This is a genomic window from Xanthomonas sp. MLO165 (assembly GCF_018831305.1).
Lineage (GTDB): Bacteria > Pseudomonadota > Gammaproteobacteria > Xanthomonadales > Xanthomonadaceae > Xanthomonas > Xanthomonas arboricola.
In genome coordinates, this window is the sequence record NZ_CP029263.1 from 1,846,611 (window position 1) to 1,864,114 (window position 17,504).

At 58.1% G+C, this 17,504-nt stretch carries 15 protein-coding genes and 1 tRNA gene; 13 read left to right on the forward strand and 3 right to left on the reverse strand.

Translation table 11 applies throughout. The features are described from left to right. Positions 1 to 150: 150 nt before the first annotated feature. The 5 genes from DGN21_RS08020 to DGN21_RS08040 all read left to right on the forward strand — a co-directional run bounded on the left by DGN21_RS08020 (position 151) and on the right by DGN21_RS08040 (position 5,371). On the forward strand, positions 151 to 1,167 hold the full coding sequence (locus DGN21_RS08020) for a LysR family transcriptional regulator (protein WP_016903391.1): 1,017 nt from the start codon (positions 151 to 153) through the stop codon (positions 1,165 to 1,167). 337 nt (positions 1,168 to 1,504) lie between these two features. Beyond that, positions 1,505 to 1,594 (forward strand) — tRNA-Ser (locus DGN21_RS08025). Between the two features lie 84 nt (positions 1,595 to 1,678). Beyond that, on the forward strand, positions 1,679 to 3,148 hold the full coding sequence (locus DGN21_RS08030; protein WP_184576720.1) for a site-specific integrase: 1,470 nt from the start codon (positions 1,679 to 1,681) through the stop codon (positions 3,146 to 3,148). Between the two features lie 335 nt (positions 3,149 to 3,483). Next, positions 3,484 to 5,133, forward strand: coding sequence for a patatin-like phospholipase family protein (locus DGN21_RS08035; RefSeq protein ID WP_184576718.1), 1,650 nt, complete (start codon positions 3,484 to 3,486; stop codon positions 5,131 to 5,133). Next, the gene (locus DGN21_RS08040; protein ID WP_184576715.1) at positions 5,123 to 5,371 is read left to right on the forward strand and encodes a hypothetical protein; all 249 of its coding nucleotides are present in this window, start codon (positions 5,123 to 5,125) and stop codon (positions 5,369 to 5,371) included. Before DGN21_RS08035 ends, DGN21_RS08040 begins: the two co-directional genes overlap by 11 nt. A 593-nt stretch (positions 5,372 to 5,964) precedes the next feature. Here DGN21_RS08040 and DGN21_RS08045 read toward each other — a convergent pair. Continuing rightward, on the reverse strand, positions 5,965 to 6,258 hold the full coding sequence (locus DGN21_RS08045; RefSeq protein ID WP_229015528.1) for a helix-turn-helix transcriptional regulator: 294 nt from the start codon (positions 6,256 to 6,258) through the stop codon (positions 5,965 to 5,967). Positions 6,259 to 6,458: 200 nt separating this feature from the next. Between DGN21_RS08045 and DGN21_RS08050 the strand changes: the two genes are divergently transcribed. Genes DGN21_RS08050 through DGN21_RS08060 form a run of 3 tightly spaced genes read left to right on the forward strand, consistent with a single transcriptional unit; the run spans position 6,459 to position 8,279 of the window. Continuing rightward, positions 6,459 to 7,319 (forward strand): hypothetical protein, encoded by an 861-nt coding sequence (locus DGN21_RS08050; protein ID WP_184576709.1) that lies wholly within the window; start codon positions 6,459 to 6,461, stop codon positions 7,317 to 7,319. Next, a complete protein-coding gene (locus DGN21_RS08055) occupies positions 7,319 to 7,708 on the forward strand; it encodes a hypothetical protein (RefSeq protein ID WP_055829097.1) in 390 nt (129 codons plus the stop codon). Before DGN21_RS08050 ends, DGN21_RS08055 begins: the two co-directional genes overlap by 1 nt. 31 nt (positions 7,709 to 7,739) lie before the next feature. Then, a complete protein-coding gene (locus DGN21_RS08060) occupies positions 7,740 to 8,279 on the forward strand; it encodes a hypothetical protein (protein ID WP_235452851.1) in 540 nt (179 codons plus the stop codon). A 150-nt stretch (positions 8,280 to 8,429) separates the two neighbouring features. Here the strand turns inward: DGN21_RS08060 and DGN21_RS08065 are convergent, their stop codons facing one another. Then, positions 8,430 to 10,256, reverse strand: a complete 1,827-nt coding sequence (locus tag DGN21_RS08065) for an ATP-binding protein (protein WP_184576706.1) — start codon at positions 10,254 to 10,256, stop codon at positions 8,430 to 8,432. Between the two features lie 568 nt (positions 10,257 to 10,824). Between DGN21_RS08065 and DGN21_RS08070 the strand changes: the two genes are divergently transcribed. From DGN21_RS08070 to DGN21_RS08090, 5 genes are all read left to right on the forward strand, one after another. Then, positions 10,825 to 11,334 carry a ferritin-like domain-containing protein gene (locus DGN21_RS08070; RefSeq protein ID WP_082340521.1) on the forward strand — a complete coding sequence of 170 codons (510 nt, stop codon included), beginning with the start codon at positions 10,825 to 10,827 and terminating at the stop codon, positions 11,332 to 11,334. A 173-nt stretch (positions 11,335 to 11,507) separates the two neighbouring features. After that, positions 11,508 to 11,684 carry a DUF3606 domain-containing protein gene (locus tag DGN21_RS08075; RefSeq protein ID WP_008266817.1) on the forward strand — a complete coding sequence of 59 codons (177 nt, stop codon included), beginning with the start codon at positions 11,508 to 11,510 and terminating at the stop codon, positions 11,682 to 11,684. Between the two features lie 13 nt (positions 11,685 to 11,697). Beyond that, complete coding sequence (gene ligD, locus DGN21_RS08080) at positions 11,698 to 14,307, forward strand: DNA ligase D (RefSeq protein WP_184576703.1); 2,610 nt, start codon at positions 11,698 to 11,700, stop codon at positions 14,305 to 14,307. Positions 14,308 to 14,347: 40 nt separating this feature from the next. Then, positions 14,348 to 15,157 carry an OBAP family protein gene (locus DGN21_RS08085; protein ID WP_078589709.1) on the forward strand — a complete coding sequence of 270 codons (810 nt, stop codon included), beginning with the start codon at positions 14,348 to 14,350 and terminating at the stop codon, positions 15,155 to 15,157. Positions 15,158 to 15,546: 389 nt separating this feature from the next. Then, a complete protein-coding gene (locus DGN21_RS08090) occupies positions 15,547 to 16,218 on the forward strand; it encodes an STN domain-containing protein (protein ID WP_215825184.1) in 672 nt (223 codons plus the stop codon). A gap of 315 nt (positions 16,219 to 16,533) precedes the next feature. On the opposite strand, the gene DGN21_RS08095 is transcribed toward DGN21_RS08090, so the two are convergent. Next, positions 16,534 to 17,373, reverse strand: coding sequence for a site-specific integrase (locus tag DGN21_RS08095; protein ID WP_252374699.1), 840 nt, complete (start codon positions 17,371 to 17,373; stop codon positions 16,534 to 16,536). Between the last annotated feature and the right edge of the window lie 131 nt (positions 17,374 to 17,504).

Sequence of the window (17,504 nt, forward strand, 5' to 3'; positions counted from 1 at the left end):
GTGCCGGGTGCTTGGCGTCGCTTTGGTAAAAAAGATGAAGCTCCATGCGCAAGAGTTCGATGGTCTGGCTGCAAGGAACTACATTTCTGATGTATCAGGTCGTTGCTCTGCTGGAATAAAGGTGATTAAATGTCACTTATCGTTCTATCCATGGATGCCTGCGCCATGCACGACCTGAATGACCTGTACTACTTCGCGATGGTGGTGGACCACGGCGGCTTCGCCGCGGCCGAGCGTGCGCTCGGGATCCCCAAGTCGCGCCTGAGCCGTCGTATCAGCCAGCTCGAAACGGATCTTGGCGTGCGCCTGCTGCAGCGCTCCACGCGCCGCTTTGCGGTCACCGACGTCGGCACCAGCGTGCATCGGCACGCGCAGACCATGCTGGCCGAAGCCCAGGCCGCGCGCGAGGTGGTGGATCGTCTCAGTGCCGAGCCGCGCGGTCTTGTACGTGTGAGCGTTCCGGTCTCGCTGGCGCAGATCCAGCTGCCCAAGCTGTTGCCGGAATTCCTGGCCAAGTACCCCAAGGTGCGGCTGCAGCTCAACATCAGCAATCGCCGCGTCGACGTCATCAACGAGGGCTACGACATCGCGCTGCGCGTGCGATCGCGCCTGGACGACGACGGCAGCCTGGTGATGCGCAGCTTTGGCCAGGTGCAGGAGTTGCTGGTGGCCAGCCCCAAATACCTGGACCGCGCCGGGCGTCCCAAGGACCCGAGCGAGCTGGCCAACCACACCACCATGAGCACCAGCGAAGACGAAGCGCACCAGCGCTGGGAACTGCACGGCCCCAACGGCGAGATGCGCCGCGTGGACCTGCAGCCGCGTCTGGCCGGCTTCGATTTCCCGTTGCTGCAGTCGATGGCGCGCGATGGCTTCGGCATCACCATGCTGCCGGAAACCGTGTGCGCCCAGGCAGTGCGCAGCGGCGAGCTGGAAGTGGTGCTGCCGCACTGGTCGCTGCCGCAAGGCATCTGCCACGCGGTGTTCGCCTCGCGCCGCGGCCTGCTGCCGGCGGTGCGGGTGTTCATCGACTTCCTGGCCGAGCACCTGCCGCAGGAAATTGAGCGTTCGCGCCTTGATTGCGGCGGCAACTGCGCCGAGCTGGCCGAAAAGCTCAAGCGTGCGGCCGCGACCGCACCGCGCCTGGCCGTGGCGGAAGCCGGCTGAGCGCTTTGCCTGTTCGTGGCTGAAGCCGGCCAAGCGCTGCGCCTGGTCGTCGAGGTCCTGGTTGTCGACGTTGGCACATCAGCGCTGCGCCGCCTGGCAAGGCCGCGTCGTCGGGAACGCTGCGTACCTGGCAAGCGGAACCGCTTTGCAAAGCCTGGCAGCTCGGCAAGACGCAGCGCTTAGCAAAGCGCGTCCGGGCATGCGAGAATGCGCGCCCGGGAGCAATCCCGGGTCGATGGCAGCGCGCAATGCGGCGTCCATCGACATGCGTCACCCGCATCGCGCGTGGCGCAGGCGTGATCACCCGACACCTTCGGCGGTCACGCAAGGCAGCATCGGAGAGATGGCCGAGCGGTTTAAGGCACCGGTCTTGAAAACCGGCGAAGGGTCAAACCTTCCGTGGGTTCGAATCCCACTCTCTCCGCCAGTCAATTCCAAATCCTTGATTTTTAACATAAAAATCTGAATTGGTCTGATTGGAAGGCAGGAAGCATGCAGAGGAAACACTCGCATGCGCATCCCTCATCATTTGAGCCGGTCGTCCACCGGCCGCTGGTCGTTTGTCCAACGTGTTCCCATCGATTTGCAAACCGTGATGGGCTGCCGGCTTATCAAACGCACCTTGCAAACGAAGGACTTGGCGCAGGCGCATGTGCGTGCGGTGGTGCTTGGGGCGGGCTATGCTCGGCTCTTCGCACAGTTGAAGGATCAACGCGTGGACAAGCTGAGTAAGACAGACGCTGATTTGCTCATCGCTCGCCTGACGAGTGCCGAGAACCTCCAAGAACTGACACTCAACCGCACCCGCCAGCCAGATGGGACGGTGACGGAGCAATGGCAGATCGATAGTCCGAAGGACTTGAAGCTGTATCGGCAGCTCATGGAGCTGGAAGCAATGGCCGGCGCTGCCTTGCAGGCTCGGGCAGTTCCGGTGGCCGCGCCAACCATGTTTGGCTCACCGCATGCGGGCCCGAGTAGGCAGGCCTCTGCGCCGGCCATTGAAACGATGACGCTGGGCAAAGCCCGTGACGCGTTCCTGGCGACCCTCAAAGGCTCGACGCTCCCGAAGACTTACACCATCAAAAAGACGGCGATTGAGGCATTGGTTAGTTTCCTCGGGGAGAAGGCCAAGGTCCACGCCATCACCCGGTCCGACCTGGCTCGCTGGTATCAGGAGATGCGGGAGAAGGGCGCTTCCACGCCGACGCTCACGAACAAACAGAGCTACATCGGCGGCAAGGGCGGGTTCTTCGAATGGGCCATGGCGTCGGGCCACTACCCGAAAGGCGACAACCCTGCTAGCGGCCACGTCAGCTACTCCCAGCGCGAAAAGCGGGCCCGGAAGAAGTTGGGTTTCAAAGCGTATGACCGTGCACAGATCCAGGCGCTGTTTGCGCCGGAGGCGTTGGCCAAGCTGTCCGAGTCGGCCCGTTGGGCCTCGCTCATTGGACTCTATACGGGGGCGAGGGCATCTGAGGTCGGCCAGCTCCTCGTCAAGGACGTGTTAGAGGAGGACGGCATCCCTTGCATTCGTATCTCGGATGAAGGCGAGCATCAGAAAGTAAAGACTGAGGTGAGCCTTCGAACGGTGCCGCTCCATCCCGAAATCCTCGAAATGGGCTTCCTGGATTGGATCGATGGCAAGCGCAAGGTCGGTGAAACGAGGCTGTTCCCGGCAGCTAAGGCCACGGCAGTCAACGGGCAGGGCAACTGGATCACCAAAGCGTTTAGTAGACATCTGGCCGAGGTGGGGAAGGGCTGGGTGCCGGCAAAGCGAGGCTTCCATTCGCTCAGAAAGACGTTTATCCAGGAGCTACAGGGGGCTGGTGTGGTTTCGGAACTCCGGGCGCAGATCGTCGGGCACGAGCTCGATGATGAGCATCATGCGACATATAGCCGAACCTTTACTGTGGTTGAAAAGCTCACGGGACTGGGGGCGCATTCTCCTGGCTTAAGTTCCCTAGCTTGGAGCTCGCGGTGACCCAGCTCGCCTAGTCGATGCAAAGATATGACGGTGAACTCATTAGCCGAAGCTCGGGCGATCACTACGTCAGATTCAGAAGACACCGGCTAGCCTTTTATCGATACGGGATCGCAGGCTGAATTTGACCTGGCTTAGATTCCTCTAAGTTTAATTTCCGGTTTCGCTTCCCATGCATCAGCGGGGCAGCTTGAACGACGATATACAATGTAAGGGCGGAGTGTGTTTGTGTAAGCGGGAGGAGATTCGGGTTATTCTTAAATGGGCTTTGGTTCTGTGCCAATCATTTAGTGATAAGGACTTCTAGCAGGTGAGTTTTATGTTAAGGAGCAGCCATGTCTGAGCAGGAAAGCGATGTTCAAGTGCAGCCAGTATATGTGGCATTTCAGGGAGGAGGAGCGAAAGGTGCGATTCACATTGGGGCCCTTAGAGCACTTGAATCTAATATAGTAGCTGAAAACTCTTTGGGCAAAACCCTTAAAGCCAAAATAGTTGGCGTGGCAGGCACTTCAGCTGGATCGATTATGGCTGCGCTCGTAGCATGCAAATATGAAGCTAATGAATTGTTTAAGAATGATTCTGAGCTTGTTTTTCTCGAAAAAATGATGGGGGGTGGGAAGAGTTCGTTGACCAGTATGTTTACCTGGAGGGGCTGGCTAAAAATTAGTTTGGCAAGGTTTCTATCTAAATTGTCCGCTGTGGCCCTGTGTATTATATCGGTCCTCTGCTCGCTGGTTATACTGCTATTGGCCAGTCCTCAAATTGTTTCGAGTAGCTATGGGGCGATCTACGATACGGCTCTCCTGACTTCGTCTTATGTGGCCGTAGCTTGTATATTCTTTGTTTGGATTGCTATTTATTTCTTTAGGCCGGGTCTGGCTCCTCTCAAAGAAGTTCGAAGTGCCATAAATAGAGCTTTGTCGGGAAGTGATATTTTTAAAGGTAAACCTCCCTCTGATGTTACGTTTAGGCAGCTTGAGGTGGCCGGTGGTAGGCCCCTTAAAATAGTCTCAACCAATCTCACCACTAAAGGCATACAGGTTTTTTCCGCGAGATCAACTCCTGACGTCTCAATTGCAGATGCGGTTTGCGCATCAATTTGTCTGCCTTACATATTTAAGCCGTATGAGGTTGCTCTTGATCATGATAGGAAGTGCAAATTCGTGGATGGAGGCCTGCTTTCCAATTTGCCGCTATGGGTATTCGACGAGGAGCGGCGGGTAGATGATTCGGGGAGCTGGACCATTGGATTTTCGATCGTGGGTGAGACGTCAGAGAAATCTCATTGGCTGGGTGCCATTCTCGATGCTGTCGTTGCTGGGCCCCCGGAGATCCACGCTCGTGGAATAGATAATCTTATGGTTGTTCCATTAAGTACTTCACTGGGAATGCTCGATTTTGGTGCTCCTCTAAAGGACTTTAAGAAAGAAATCGATTGTGTTGAAAAGGTTGCTAGCAATATCATAGTTTCTCGCCTTGATGAGTGGCATGTGGAAGGAGTTCTTGCGCGTCTTGGGGATTCTCTTGTCGATTCGTTCAAGCGTGAGCTGAAGAGATGTGGGATAGGCAAGAAGATAAGTTTGAAGTTGGCAATTGCGTGTCCGGGTAATAATGGTAATGGAGGCATGGTCACTCGTTTCCGTAGCGGATATCAGTTTTACGATATTCGCGAACGAGCGGTAGGGAATGACTCAAGTCCTATCATCGATTTCAGCTTGAAGCGCAAGAAGAACGATATAAGGCTGAGCAGCAGTATCTGGATTGTTGCCTTGCCTCTTAAAACGACGGCGGGCAGGGTGGTGCCCTCAGTGATCCTGATAGAGTCACCAGACTTGACATCTAGCGATGTTTGCCGTATATATGATTGTGAGTCGAAAGAGGCCTTTGGTCAGTTGGCGGAAACGTTGTCTGATGCAGTGGATCAAATGGATTTTGAAGCGGAAGTCGGCTCGATTGTTTTTCCGGAGACGAATAATGGAACGTAAAATCGCTAACGAAATATTCGACGTGACGATGGTTGATGAAAACGGCAATCGAACGAAGCGAAGTGTTTCGCAAAAAAAGGCAGGTTTTACCGTAACTATTAAGCCAGCGAGTGCATCTGAGAAGAGGCTTGGGATGGCCACCCGCGCCATTCATAAGCAGAGGCGGGGTCTGAAGGCGATTCCTGGTGAGGGCGTCTTCCTCAATCCGGACGCTAAGCGCGCCAAGCCGCTGACCTGAGTCGCTGACGCGAACAAGATGCTTTCAGTTTGTTGCAAGTTCTCAAGCTTGGGAATCCTTGTCCAGCATATCTATGAACCAGCAGGGCTGCGCTATGCGGCCCTTGCTGCGCTTAAGGTGCTAGGTTACTGAGTCAGCTTCTGCCACCGGGGGGCGTATCCCTAGCCTGAGCCACACCAGCTTTGATCGGGTAGAGGCGTCCTACCTTCCGTGTTCCTCGCCGGGCCATAAGCGGCCAGACAAGAAGCCCGAAAGGTCCTAGGAAGAGCAGAGACAGCGAATGCCGCCGGGAAAACCGGCTCCTGACAATCATCAACTTCCGGGGTTCGGCTGGTCAACGAGGGGAAGGGGCGCGCTCATTTGGCGTAGGCCCTGTGACCAATGCTTTCTGGGTTTGCGTAGGAGGGCGGGCCGCCACAAGCACAGAGTATCTCCGGAGTGCTGGAGCCAGCTACGGCAAACCGTGGCGTTCGACCCTCACGCTCTTGCGAAGATAAGGGCCCCAAGCTCAAGCCTCCCTACGCCTCCCTGCCAGGTGCCTATATAGCACGGGGTTCGCTCGAAAATGGGCCTAATGCGGTCGAAGGATGCGGCTAAACCTCGGTGTCTGGCGGCAGCAGTCGCCGAACGCACTCAGCCCGAGCCTTAGGCTCCATCTTGGAAAGCGACACCAACACCCCCGCCAGCTGGTCCTGCTGACGCGGAGGCTGCTGCCCCAGCGCCAAAACAGCGTCGGCCATGCTCGCGGTGCTGGCCAACAAGTAGGCCGGAGGGACTTCAAGGGCCTTAGCCAGCTCGAACAAGGCCTCCAACGAAATCGACATGGCTCCCGACTCGTATCTGGAGAGCCTCGCCGAAGCTGTGTATTTGTCCAGGCTCATACGCATCCCTACCTCGCGCTGACTCAAGCCCCGCAGCTCGCGGGCTTGGAGCAGGCGCGCGGCGACCACATCGCGGGGAGCGATCGGGGCGGGCTTCACAGGCTGAACAAATGCAGTGCAGGCATGCCCAGAGCATGACGGAACCGCTACGCCCCGGGTAGACTCTACGTGACACGTAACTTTGTCGCAACCCAAAGGAGAGGGGCATGAAGAAGCAGTGGGCAGCGGCCACAGGCGCGTGCGTCTTGGCAGCAAGCATGGCGGTGCAAGCGCAGGACAGGGGAAATCTTCTTCAACAGATTGGGCGGGCCATCACCGGGGCTCCGCAGGCATCGACGGACAGGGCCAAGAGCCCGTATCTCGATCCGCAAGGAGCCTACTGGGACCTCGACCAGGACGAACTGGCAGGCGCGCAACACATCCGCGCTGGGTTGGCGTCCACGGCCTCGGCGGGCTACCACACCTGCGATGCGAGGCTGATTGCGTCGACGCGGTCCAGCTACCGCTTGAGCAAGACCGAGCGCGAGCAGTGTTTGTATGGCGAGTGGCTGATCGATACGAAGCGGAACGGGCCTAATGGCATCACCGCTCAGGAGCCGGAAGCCATTGAGCGCAAGTATGGCGCGGCCTTTGATGCGCGGGCCGAGCGCTTCCGGGGCATCGACCGGTTCGCCGTTCGCCCCCATTTGGTCGACCAGCCGGCATACGACCCTAAGCGTGGCGTCCTGGACATTCATGTGCCGATTCCTTGGATCACCGGATTCCAGGTAGAGGGCATCACGGGCGAGGGGTTTGTCCCGACCAGTGCTCGCAGTGAGCGATCCGTTTGGACACCCCAGCATGCCGGGCACTTTCATCTTCCGATCCGCATGAGCGAGAGCGAAGCCACCGGATTGTTTAAGCAGGGCAGGGACGCCAGGGACGATCTGGTGGTCTTCACCGTCAAGCGGGTCTGGTTGGAGAACGGAGGCCCGCGCGCCGAGGTGGATGTTGAACGCGTCCAGGTGGGTTACCGAAACGAGGTCATCGGCGTGGACCTGACCAAACAGAAGAAGGGAGAGTCGTGATGCGGACCATTCAACGTGTTTGGATTTCGGCGTGCTTCTTGGCGTTGGGCTTGTCGGCCTGTGGTGCAAAGCATGCGCCGAGCAAGGAGGACGCTGTCAAAGCAGTAGAGCGATTCTTTACTGAGCAGGGGAGGCAGGCAACGCTTCAGCGGACTTGGCGGTTCGAAGTCAAGGAAGCGAGCGGGCTGGAGATCGCCTGCACAAAACTGCCCAACGGTGATCAGGACTGTCGGATCTCCGGGAGTGTCGATGGACTGGGCTTCATTGGCGATCAGCCTACGACGCCGAAGGCCAAGGAAATGCGCCTAAAGATGACGATGAAGTTCCGGCCGGCGGGCGAAGGTTGGGAACTGGTCGACGTGACCGACAACGGAACATCTGCGGGCTGACCCTCGACCAACCACTTGCCATGCGGTTGCCGTGACGCCGTTTGGTCTTGCTCCTAACAGAGAAAAAGAAATGAATCACCAAGCGAACTACCAGCGGCTTTATGCGCCGACCGGGCCGGCTGCCATGATCCTGCCCTGCGTTATTCTCGGGCCTTTGGGCATGCTGTTGTTTGGAGCAGGCCTCGACGCTGTTTTCAAAACCCAACAGCTGATGGGCTTGGTCTACTGCGCAGGTGGGCTGCTGATCGCCGGCTTCCTGGTGTTCTGCCTGATGCTGCACATCCGCGCCCAGCAGGTCTGGGCTTGGCATGTCAGGACCGGCCGCATTCCCTATTTCCGCAAAGGCGGATTTCTGAAGGGGGCGCTCGTGGGCGGCGGGGTGGGGCTTGTAGCCGTCTTCGGTTGCGCCGTGCTTGGCTGGAGGTTCGCGGAACATCCGGTCTACGGTGAGCTCGCTACTGCTGCCTTCTACCTCGCGTTCTTGTGGGGTCTTCTCGTCATCGTCGTGCCCGCAATCGTCCTTGGGTGGGCGAAGCGGGCGTGGGATCGAACGGCAATCCCTCTAAAATAGCTGTTCGTAAGATTCGCATCGATAAGTGAGCAGCGATGTGTCGGAAGAAATTTCTTCACTGGTCCTGACAATAGCCACGTAGTTAGCCGGCCGGGGAACTAAAGCGCTCCCCGGCCGATCGATTAGTTGTGACACGTCGCGGTTGGCAAGTCAGGCCAACATGCCGCCCAGGCGTCGCATCCAGTCCCGCACTTCGCCGCTAGGATCGCGCTCATCTAGCATGGCGCAGGTCATGCGGGGAAAGGCTCGGTCTGCTAGTTTGGCTTTGGCTTTTTTGTCACCGAGCGGGGCACCATGACCTCGTTGTGCCGCAAATGCTTCACCAAAGACCTTGGGTGTCGCCTTTCCTTCTATGGGATGGTCCGTCACCTCTATCTCAAACCCAAATGCCAACGCGATGGCATCTTTGTGCAGGTAGCTCTCGATCTCGTGCTTAATGGTGATCACGGCCCATGACCCGTCTCCTCGGCCGTTCACCTGCTCCGCGCTATCCGCGTAGGCCGGAACATCTCCATCGTAGATGTGCACCTCCCGCTTTCCGAGGCCGCGCAGGTAGTGCTGATTGACCCAATGCTCTAACGTTCCCCCTCCCAAGACGACAAACGCTACGCGCGAATCAGTGCCCAGGTTTGGCAATGTTGAGTCAGCTTCGTGGAGAGCGTTGGATAGGGCCTTTATTGCGAGGACATCGGTAGGTCCCTCCACGCACACCAATACTTGGATCCGACTGTCAGGAGTCACGCCCAGTGCCTCTGCAACCCTGCCAAACACGTCTACGCCCGATTCGATCTGAGGTTTTTTGGTATCGGTGTGGCGAGAAACATAGCGGATGCTTTCTTGGGGAAGCGATGAAGCGAACCCGGGACTGTGAGTGGTCAGGATGACCTGGCAGCCTGGATCCTCGGAAAGCGACTTGAACGAATCGATGAGGATGCGTTGGTTGTTGGGGTGCTGCGCGGTTTCCGGCTCCTCAATCGCATAGATAATGCTGCGCTTTGTGCTCGTTTTGAGCCGGCGCTCGGCCTCAGCTTTGAAGAAGCTGACCAGCACAAGCCTCCTTACGCCGCTACCGCGTTTGTTCAGCGGGATGCCGTCGTCCGTGTTTAGACCCAGCGAAAAGAGGCCCTGCCACTTGGCGGGAGTAGGGGGGCTGAACTCGGGCGTCAGTTCGCTTGCAAGACTGGGATCGATAGTGGCCAAAGCCGCGTGCGTGTTCTTAGCGATCTCCTCTGCCTTCTCTCGGACCTTCGCCTGAATTCGAGCGATGTCGTCTTGGACTTCGGCAATTGCGGCAGCTACGGCCGCTTTCATCGGACTCTGGACTTCAGTGTCGGAGTCGCGGCTGCTCCGATCACTTTGGAAGAGCGCGAACATGGGCATGTGCGGCTCGATTTGATCCCATATGCGCTTGACGTCCTCCTTGGGTTTGCCCACCGAGATGGCGACCTCTTGAAGCTTGAGGTCACCTGCGGCACCCCATAGAGCGCGACGCATACCGGGATTGCCCTTCAGAGGAACCTCCAAGCCAAGGTCTTTCACCTTCTTCTGAAGTTCTTTCTCCTTCAGCTCCAGAAGATTGTCGAAATCCGTAACAGTGGGGTGGAAGCCTAGGACAAATACATCAGCAGATGGCTTTTTGCTGGCGCAATCGTAAGATTTCCGAATCTTCAGCCGACCATCTTGCGATAGCAGATATTCGTCGGCCAAGGTTGTATCTGCTCCAGCGTCTAGCGTAAGTGTCGGTGGCAGCTCAGAGAACTCGCAGGTGACCGACACAATCTTGTTGGCGTTATGGACGTGGGCGTCGCCCTGCTCCATAGACACCACGTCCGAGTTGAAGAAAATCTCCAGCGCTTCGAGGATGGCTGATTTGCCGATATCGTTTCGACCCACGAACGTCGTTAAGTCGTCGAGCTCAACCCGGACTTCTTCGCCATAGCAGCGGAAGTTAGAGATACTGACTGCTTCCAAGCGCATATTGTCGCTCCCCCTGAGCGTATTCCATACGGCCAAGTCGACCGCCTCAGAATCATGCCTTGGGGCAGGCGGGGCGGCAACGGGGTGGTTTCGCCCACCAGCTGACAGCACCAAAATCTAGGGGTTAGAACTTCGCATCCTTACCCAGCTGCTACCGTTGGAGCACCGCCATCTGATGGGCCCGCTCTTCGGGGTTCTCCGTGGTTTGATAGAGGTTCAACACTGTCGTAAAGCATGGAAACCGAGCTCATGGGCAAACATGGAGCACGTGAGGGCGACAATGTGGCGGACGGGACCGGGGTAGCGAGCGCATTGATCGAGAGTGATCTTCGGCTTGATATATGTGCCAAGAATCGATCGAGAGCCTGGGTTATACGTTGGGGGAAGGCAAAGTATCTTCCTGAACTCGGCTTGAGGACAGCCGGCGCGCACTCTCTGAGCTCATGCTTCCATGTGTGTAATTGACGCGCTGTTGATCGGATTCGCTCCGTCGTCACTTCAACATCGCTTTTCCTCAATGTTTGGCCGGATAGGGTGCGGTTTCCCCTAATCTAACGAGGACATTCTCATGGCCGAACCCAAAGAAAACCTGCTTGATTGGCTCCGCGATGCCCATGCGATGGAACAGCAGGCCGAAACCATGTTGAGGGGCCAGGCGTCTCGCATTGAGCACTACCCGGTCTTGAAGGCGCGGATTGAAGAGCACATCCAAGAAACGATCGGCCAGCGAGAGTTGCTCGATGGGTGTATCAAGCGTTTGGGCGGTTCTCCCTCCACGATTAAAGACGTGATGGGCAAGATGGCGGCTCTAGGCCAAGCGGTGGGTGGGATGACCGCTTCAGACGAAATCGTGAAAGGCGCGATGGCCGGCTATGTCTTTGAACACCTCGAAATAGCGTCTTATACCGCGCTTATCGCGGCGGCCAAGACCGCCGGTGACCCGGAAACGGCACGCGTGTGCGAGGAGATCTTGGTTCAGGAGGAAGCAATGGCCGACTGGCTCGCGACGCACCTGCCAGAACTCACCGAAGAATTCCTGGTGCGCGATGCAACTCCGGGCGTTGAGGCGAAGAAGTAACGATTGGCTCTTCATCGGCGCCTTGTCGGATGTGCTGCGACGGCCCCACGGGCGCTGATTTGCATTACATCTTAGGTTTTGCGATAGGCGTGGGTGCCGAACTTCTAGAGAGCGAGCACCGTAAGAAGCAACACCAGCACGATGGCAAATAGCCATAGATCGAGGAGATCACCATGAGTGATGACAAGAAGAACACGGGTAGTCCGGACCGCGATCGGATCAACGTCAATGAAGACTACGAGCTGCAATATTGGACCAAGGCCTTGGGCGTCAGCGCGGATGAGCTTCGGGCAGCGGTCAAAGCCGTCGGCCCAACCGCGGCGGCCGTGCGTAAACACCTGGGCAAGTAACCGGGAGTAGGGCATGTCCCTCACCGAATACCGCCGCAAGCGGAGTTTTGACAAGACCAAGGAGCCCGAGCCAGGGAAGGCCTTGCCATCGGGGCGGCGCGCGATTTTCGTGGTTCAACTCCACCATGCCAGCCGCCGTCATTACGACTTCCGGCTCCAGGTCGGCGATGCGCTCAAGAGCTGGGCCGTTCCCAAAGGGCCCAGCTACGACCCCAAGGTCAAGCGCATGGCGGTGGAGGTCGAAGACCATCCCGTGGACTACGCCGGCTTCGAAGGCGAGATTCCGAAGGGGCAATACGGGGGCGGCCACGTCGCCCAGTTTGACCACGGGGTATGGGCCACCTCAGGCGACCCGGAGGCCCAACTCGCCAAGGGACACCTGCGTTTCGAGCTCTTTGGCACCAAGCTCAAAGGCGGTTGGCATCTGGTCCGGTCGGGCAAGCCGGCCAAGCAGCCGCAATGGCTTCTTTTCAAGGAAGACGATGCCTTCGCCAGCGATGTGGAGGCGGATGACCTGTTGGGCGACGTCACCTCGCCGCCTCCTGAAGATCTGAAGCGTGCAGGGGCTGGCAAGGCAGACAAGAAAAAGCTCACTGCCGTGGCCCTGTTAAGTAAGGGCCGTCGCAAGGACTGGGCGAAGAAGGCCGCCGCGCTGACCAAGGCCAAAAAAGCCAAGCCGCCAGAGGGCCCCCTCGAACCGCAGCTGGCCAAGCTCGGCGACGCTCCACCCCAGGGCGACCAATGGGTGCATGAGATCAAGTGGGATGGTTACCGCATCCTGGCCACCATTGCGAATGGCGTGGTGCGCCTTTGGTCACGCAATGCCCTGGAATGGACCGAGAAGATTCCTGAGATCAGGGATGCCGTTGCAGCCCTCGGGCTGAAGTCAGGAGCACTCGACGGGGAACTCATCGCCGGCAATGGCACGAAAGAGGATTTCAACCTTCTCCAGGCCACCCTGTCCGGAGAACGGCAAGGCACCTTGGCCTATGCCTTGTTCGATCTGCTCCACATCGATGGAATAGATGTTGCCGATGCGCCCCTGCTGGAGCGCAAGGAACTCCTGCAGGAGCTGCTGGAGGGCAGCCAAGGGCACTTGGCCTTCAGCTCCCACATCAAGGGCGATGGGGAATCGGCCTACCGGCTGGCAGGCGAGCGCCACTTTGAAGGCATCATCTCAAAGCGTGCAGACCGGGCCTATAAAGGGGGCCGGGGCGAGGACTGGAAGAAGACCAAGCAGCTGGCCAGCGACGAGTTTGCCGTCGTGGGTTACACGGCCCCGAAAGGCAGCCGCACGGGCTTTGGGTCGTTGCTTCTCGCCAAGCCTGACCCCAAGCACGGCTGGCTTTACGTGGGCCGGGTGGGTTCAGGCTTCTCCGATGTGCTGATCAAAGAAATTGCCCAACTGGTCGGCCGAGCTGGCAGCAAGACGCCTACCGCTTACGTTCCCACGGAGGACACCGACCTTCGCTCGGCCACGTGGTTTGAGCCGAGGTTCGTGGTGGAGGTCTTTTATCGCGGCATCGGCGGGCAGCAACTGCTGCGCCAAGCCTCGCTGAAGGCGGTCAGGCGAGACAAGGACGTGGCCGATTTGGCCGACTCGGATAGGGCTGCCACAGTCGAACAGCCCGCCGATGCCCCCCAGCTCAAAACCCCTGGCAAGCAGCTCGAGAGCGCCTCAAAGCACGGCAACGCTTCAAAGCACCGCACCGCTTCAGAGCACAGCACGGCCCCGACAGGAACCCAAGGCCGCACACCGCCTCGGCTGTCCAGTCCGACCAAGGTGATCTTTCCTGACATCAAGGCCACTAAGCAGGACGTGTGGGATTACTACACGGCCGTGATCGACCACGTGTTGCCCGAGGTTATCGGCCGCCCCTTGTCGATCATCCGGTGCCCCAGTGGGACCGCCAAACCTTGTTTCTTCCAGAAGCACCACACCGCAGGCCTGGAGCTCGTGGACTCGGTTCGGCTGAAGGAGGACAGCGGTATCAATGCCCATTACCTTGTGGTCAGGGATGCAGCCAGCCTGCTTGAGCTGGTTCAGTTCAACGCGCTGGAGTTCCACCCGTGGGGCAGCCACGCGGAAGCGCCTGATCGCGCCGACCGCGTTGTCTTTGACTTGGACCCCGGCCCCGACGTGCCCTTTTCCGAAGTCAAAAAGGCAGCCGTGGACATCCGCAAGCTGCTTGAACAGTTGGAACTGGAGTCGTTCTTGCGGGTGTCAGGCGGCAAGGGGCTGCACGTGGTCGTGCCGTTGAACCCGGGGTGCGATTGGGACCTGACCAAGCGTTTCGCCAAGGGGTTTGCCGACGCGTTGGCACAATCGGAGCCGACCCGCTTTTTGGCCACCTCGACCAAGAGTCTCCGCAATAAACGCATTTTTGTGGACTACCTGCGCAACGGCCGCGGGGCAACAGCGGTTGCGTCGTATTCCCTGCGCGGCCGCCCCGGCGCGCCAGTGGCCATGCCCATTTCCTGGAGCGAGCTTGCCAAGCTGACCCGTGCGGATGCTTTCGCTATGAAAGACGTGCCGGCGAAGTTGACTAGACGCAAGAAAGATCCTTGGGCGGATATCAACACGATCCAGCAAAACCTGGCCCGGTGGGCGCAAGACGCTTGATCTGGCCGCCTGCCTTGATACTGATTTGGGAGAGAAACCGATGCGTCGATCCATCCTGTCCGCTGCCGCAGCCCTCCTCTTAACCGCGTGCGGGGGCGGAAATACCGAGTCCAGTGTCCAAGCTCCTGGGGCGGAGGAAACGGCCAAGACGAAGGCCTTGGAAACGGGTGCGGCAGTGATGCAGGATCGGCCGCCGATCGATGCCGTCAACGCCTACCTGGACGGCTTTCATTTCTACAATGGTCAGATGAAGCTCCAGATGGAGGCTCATCATTACTGCTCAATCCTCAATGAGGATGTCATTCAGTGCACCATCTACGATGGCAATGTGAAAGACGCCAAGCTGATGGGCGTGGAATACATCATCAGTGAGAAGCTATTCGCGGGCCTCCCTGAGCAGGAGAAGGCGCTCTGGCATAGCCACGTCCAAGAAGTGAAATCGGGGCAGCTGATCGCACCAGGGATCCCGGAGGTGGCTGAGCATGAGCTCATGGAGAAACTCATCCGCACGTATGGGAAAACGTGGCACACCTGGCACACCGACCTGGACAAAGACCTTCCGCGAGGTATGCCGCAGTTGATGATGGGCTTCACGGCGGATGGCCAAGCGGACCCGGCGATGGTGGCGGCCCGCGACACGCGGCTTGGCGTCAGCAGCGAGGACAAGCGAAAGCGCCGCGCCGATATTGCTGCGCCGAACATAGACCCGGGCGCAGACGCCTGGCGAGAGGGGACGGTGATCCAAATCCAAGACCCAAGCGGTGGACACGCTCACGAGTCCGAGAGCCGGGATAAGGAGCCTTCCAACCGGAAGGAGAACGCGACGTCCAAAGGCTCGACCGACCAGTAGCTTCAGGAATGCTCGGTCGGGCGGCCGACTAGGCCGATGCACTCCTCTCATGCAGCGCTCGCAGTTGGTTGATAGGGGGCAGTCAGATGATTCAGGTCCTAGGCAAGCTTGGACCAGCGCTCATGAAACGGACCTCGTATACGCGGCTCTCCTGTGCAAGTGTCGTTCTCGCCCAGGTTGGCTTCACAGATTCTGACATAGCGATTGAGTAGGTGGTTGAGTGCCTATTTCACTGTGACCATAAAACGAAATAATCACTTTTGTGTCTCCGGCGCGACGGCGATTTCCATCCTGACCATCTTCCATAACAGTCGCGCAGCATCTATTCAGATTCTTTTGCGTATGCGTGTCATACGCTTTGGATCATCTACGCGCATAAGGAGCGCAAAATGCCTACGCCTTTCTCGCGAACCCTATTTTCCGTCGCATTCGGGCTTGCAGTTGTAACCACGTCTACCGCTGCTGTCGCAGCGCAGCAGTATGGAACTCAACCTCAGCGAGAATCGAACGATCGTGCAACCGCAGACCTACGCACCCGCATCGGGGCCACGGGAGAGCGGATCGAGGAGGCTCTGCGTGGCGGCGCAATCACGAGCGTTCGTGCGACCACGCTTCAGCGCCAGGTGGAGCAGACCCAGGCAAGCATGGACCGCCTTTCTCGCCAACAGGGTTTCGTGAGTGCAGGAGAATTGGCCTCCTACAATCGCACCTTGAGTGCAATTGACGTCGAACTCGATCGTCACGGCGCCGCGCGCAGTTACGGAAATGATGCGTTGGTGGCATCCGACAGCAAGGACCAGGCTCAAAGCTTCCGCTACGATTGTCAAAATGAACCGGTCGCAATTGCCATTCCAGGGGATCAGCTCGACCACGCCCTCGACCAGCTGCGCTTAACCACCCACTGTCCGATTTCTGGCACCGATCTCGCGCGCGGTAAGCGTTCCCAGCCAGTGGTGGGCACAATGACTCCAACCGCCGCCTTGCAGGCAATGCTCAATGGAACAGGCCTCCAGATGCGTTCGATCAAGGGCAGCTTTGAGGTTCTCCGTCTGCCTCGGTGATGAGGCAGCCAGAGTATCGATGGGCTACTAACCAACCATGTGCACGAGGACGGTTGATCGGTAACAACGGGTGAGCACTCTATGGAGCTTTGTAGTCCATGGCTTTCCAGTATCGACCGCTGAGTCCAATTACGGATAGAACTTGCGAACGGTCTCGTTGGTCTGGTTGATCAGGGTGATTTTCGACATGTATCAAACTCCTTTTGGTCGCAGGGAGAAATCCTATGTTGACCATTAGTGCAAAACGAATTGGGTAGCACAAGCTAGGGTTCCGCTCTTTTGCGATCTGCTTCGCTTTTTCTGAGGCTGGAAGAGTCACCCGTAACGGGCAGCCCCATGCGTGCGCACAAGCACCTGGTCGCCCATAAAGCGTGGCAAGGTCAGCCCATCACAGGAGATCTTATTCAGCGATTTTTTTAGGCTACTCATCCGACAACTTGGGTAAAAGAACCACGTAAAAGCCGGGAAGTGGCGCTCTGACGCTCGGGCCAACTCCCTTTTATCAGCCCAGCTGATGTCAGCATCCATCAAGCGTTCTCCGAAGGTCTGGCGTAGCGCTGAGAATCCGCTTTTTTTGATGCCATGAGAGCGCAAGTATCGAGCGAACTTGCTCCTAAGCCATGCGGCTGTGTCGGCTGTTCGCTCCCTCTGGCTGGTGGGAAAGAGTTCCCGCCTGTCCTTGCTTTTGATGGCTGCGACGTAGTCCGGAAACCCGGCATCAAGCAACACTTTCGGCACCGGAATTGACCCTGTGCTATGCCTCTGTCGAGTTCGGTATTTGGAGGCAGTGGCGCTTTCCGATTCCGGCGCAGCTCGATTCTTGAGCACGATGCACATCAGCCCGGCGGGTTCGATGATGTCGTCGATAGACAGCGCAGCCGCCTCCGATGCCCGGACACCCATGTAGAGTCCGAGCAAGGGTGCCCAAAAAAGTAGCGGTTCGTTGGCTGCCCATTTATCGTAGGCCGGAGATGCGAAAATCTTCGCTAGGTCGCTCTCAGCAAGACGCTGCGGGCGTTGGCGGTGAGATTCGGCATTCATAACAAATGCTGTGCTTGCGGTGCTGCGAGGTGTTCGAAAGGTTACTTTGCCAGGTAGGCGTTGATTGAGGAGAGAGGACAGATGTTCGGCAGTAGGCGTGCTGGTGATGCTCATGATTGAATTCCGAAAGGGTGGAGAAGGAAGGGTGGAGAAGGGCGTTGAGGTTTGAGCCGGCTGCGTCAGTCGTTTGGCCTCCGTCTTCAGTTGCCCAGCAACGGGGGTCGAAGCAGGCGACATAGCGGTGG

Bases quoted from the DNA above. Each gene is read 5' to 3' on its own strand.
- DGN21_RS08020 (WP_016903391.1), top strand. From the start codon at position 151: ATGGATGCCTGCGCCATGCACGACCTGAATGACCTGTACTACTTCGCG.
- DGN21_RS08030 (WP_184576720.1), top strand. From the start codon at position 1,679: ATGCGCATCCCTCATCATTTGAGCCGGTCGTCCACCGGCCGCTGGTCG.
- DGN21_RS08035 (WP_184576718.1), top strand. From the start codon at position 3,484: ATGTCTGAGCAGGAAAGCGATGTTCAAGTGCAGCCAGTATATGTGGCA.
- DGN21_RS08040 (WP_184576715.1), top strand. From the start codon at position 5,123: ATGGAACGTAAAATCGCTAACGAAATATTCGACGTGACGATGGTTGAT.
- DGN21_RS08045 (WP_229015528.1), bottom strand. From the start codon at position 6,258: ATGCGTATGAGCCTGGACAAATACACAGCTTCGGCGAGGCTCTCCAGA.
- DGN21_RS08050 (WP_184576709.1), top strand. From the start codon at position 6,459: ATGAAGAAGCAGTGGGCAGCGGCCACAGGCGCGTGCGTCTTGGCAGCA.
- DGN21_RS08055 (WP_055829097.1), top strand. From the start codon at position 7,319: ATGCGGACCATTCAACGTGTTTGGATTTCGGCGTGCTTCTTGGCGTTG.
- DGN21_RS08065 (WP_184576706.1), bottom strand. From the start codon at position 10,256: ATGCGCTTGGAAGCAGTCAGTATCTCTAACTTCCGCTGCTATGGCGAA.
- DGN21_RS08070 (WP_082340521.1), top strand. From the start codon at position 10,825: ATGGCCGAACCCAAAGAAAACCTGCTTGATTGGCTCCGCGATGCCCAT.
- DGN21_RS08075 (WP_008266817.1), top strand. From the start codon at position 11,508: ATGAGTGATGACAAGAAGAACACGGGTAGTCCGGACCGCGATCGGATC.
- ligD (WP_184576703.1), top strand. From the start codon at position 11,698: ATGTCCCTCACCGAATACCGCCGCAAGCGGAGTTTTGACAAGACCAAG.
- DGN21_RS08085 (WP_078589709.1), top strand. From the start codon at position 14,348: ATGCGTCGATCCATCCTGTCCGCTGCCGCAGCCCTCCTCTTAACCGCG.
- DGN21_RS08090 (WP_215825184.1), top strand. From the start codon at position 15,547: ATGCCTACGCCTTTCTCGCGAACCCTATTTTCCGTCGCATTCGGGCTT.
- DGN21_RS08095 (WP_252374699.1), bottom strand. From the start codon at position 17,373: ATGAGCATCACCAGCACGCCTACTGCCGAACATCTGTCCTCTCTCCTC.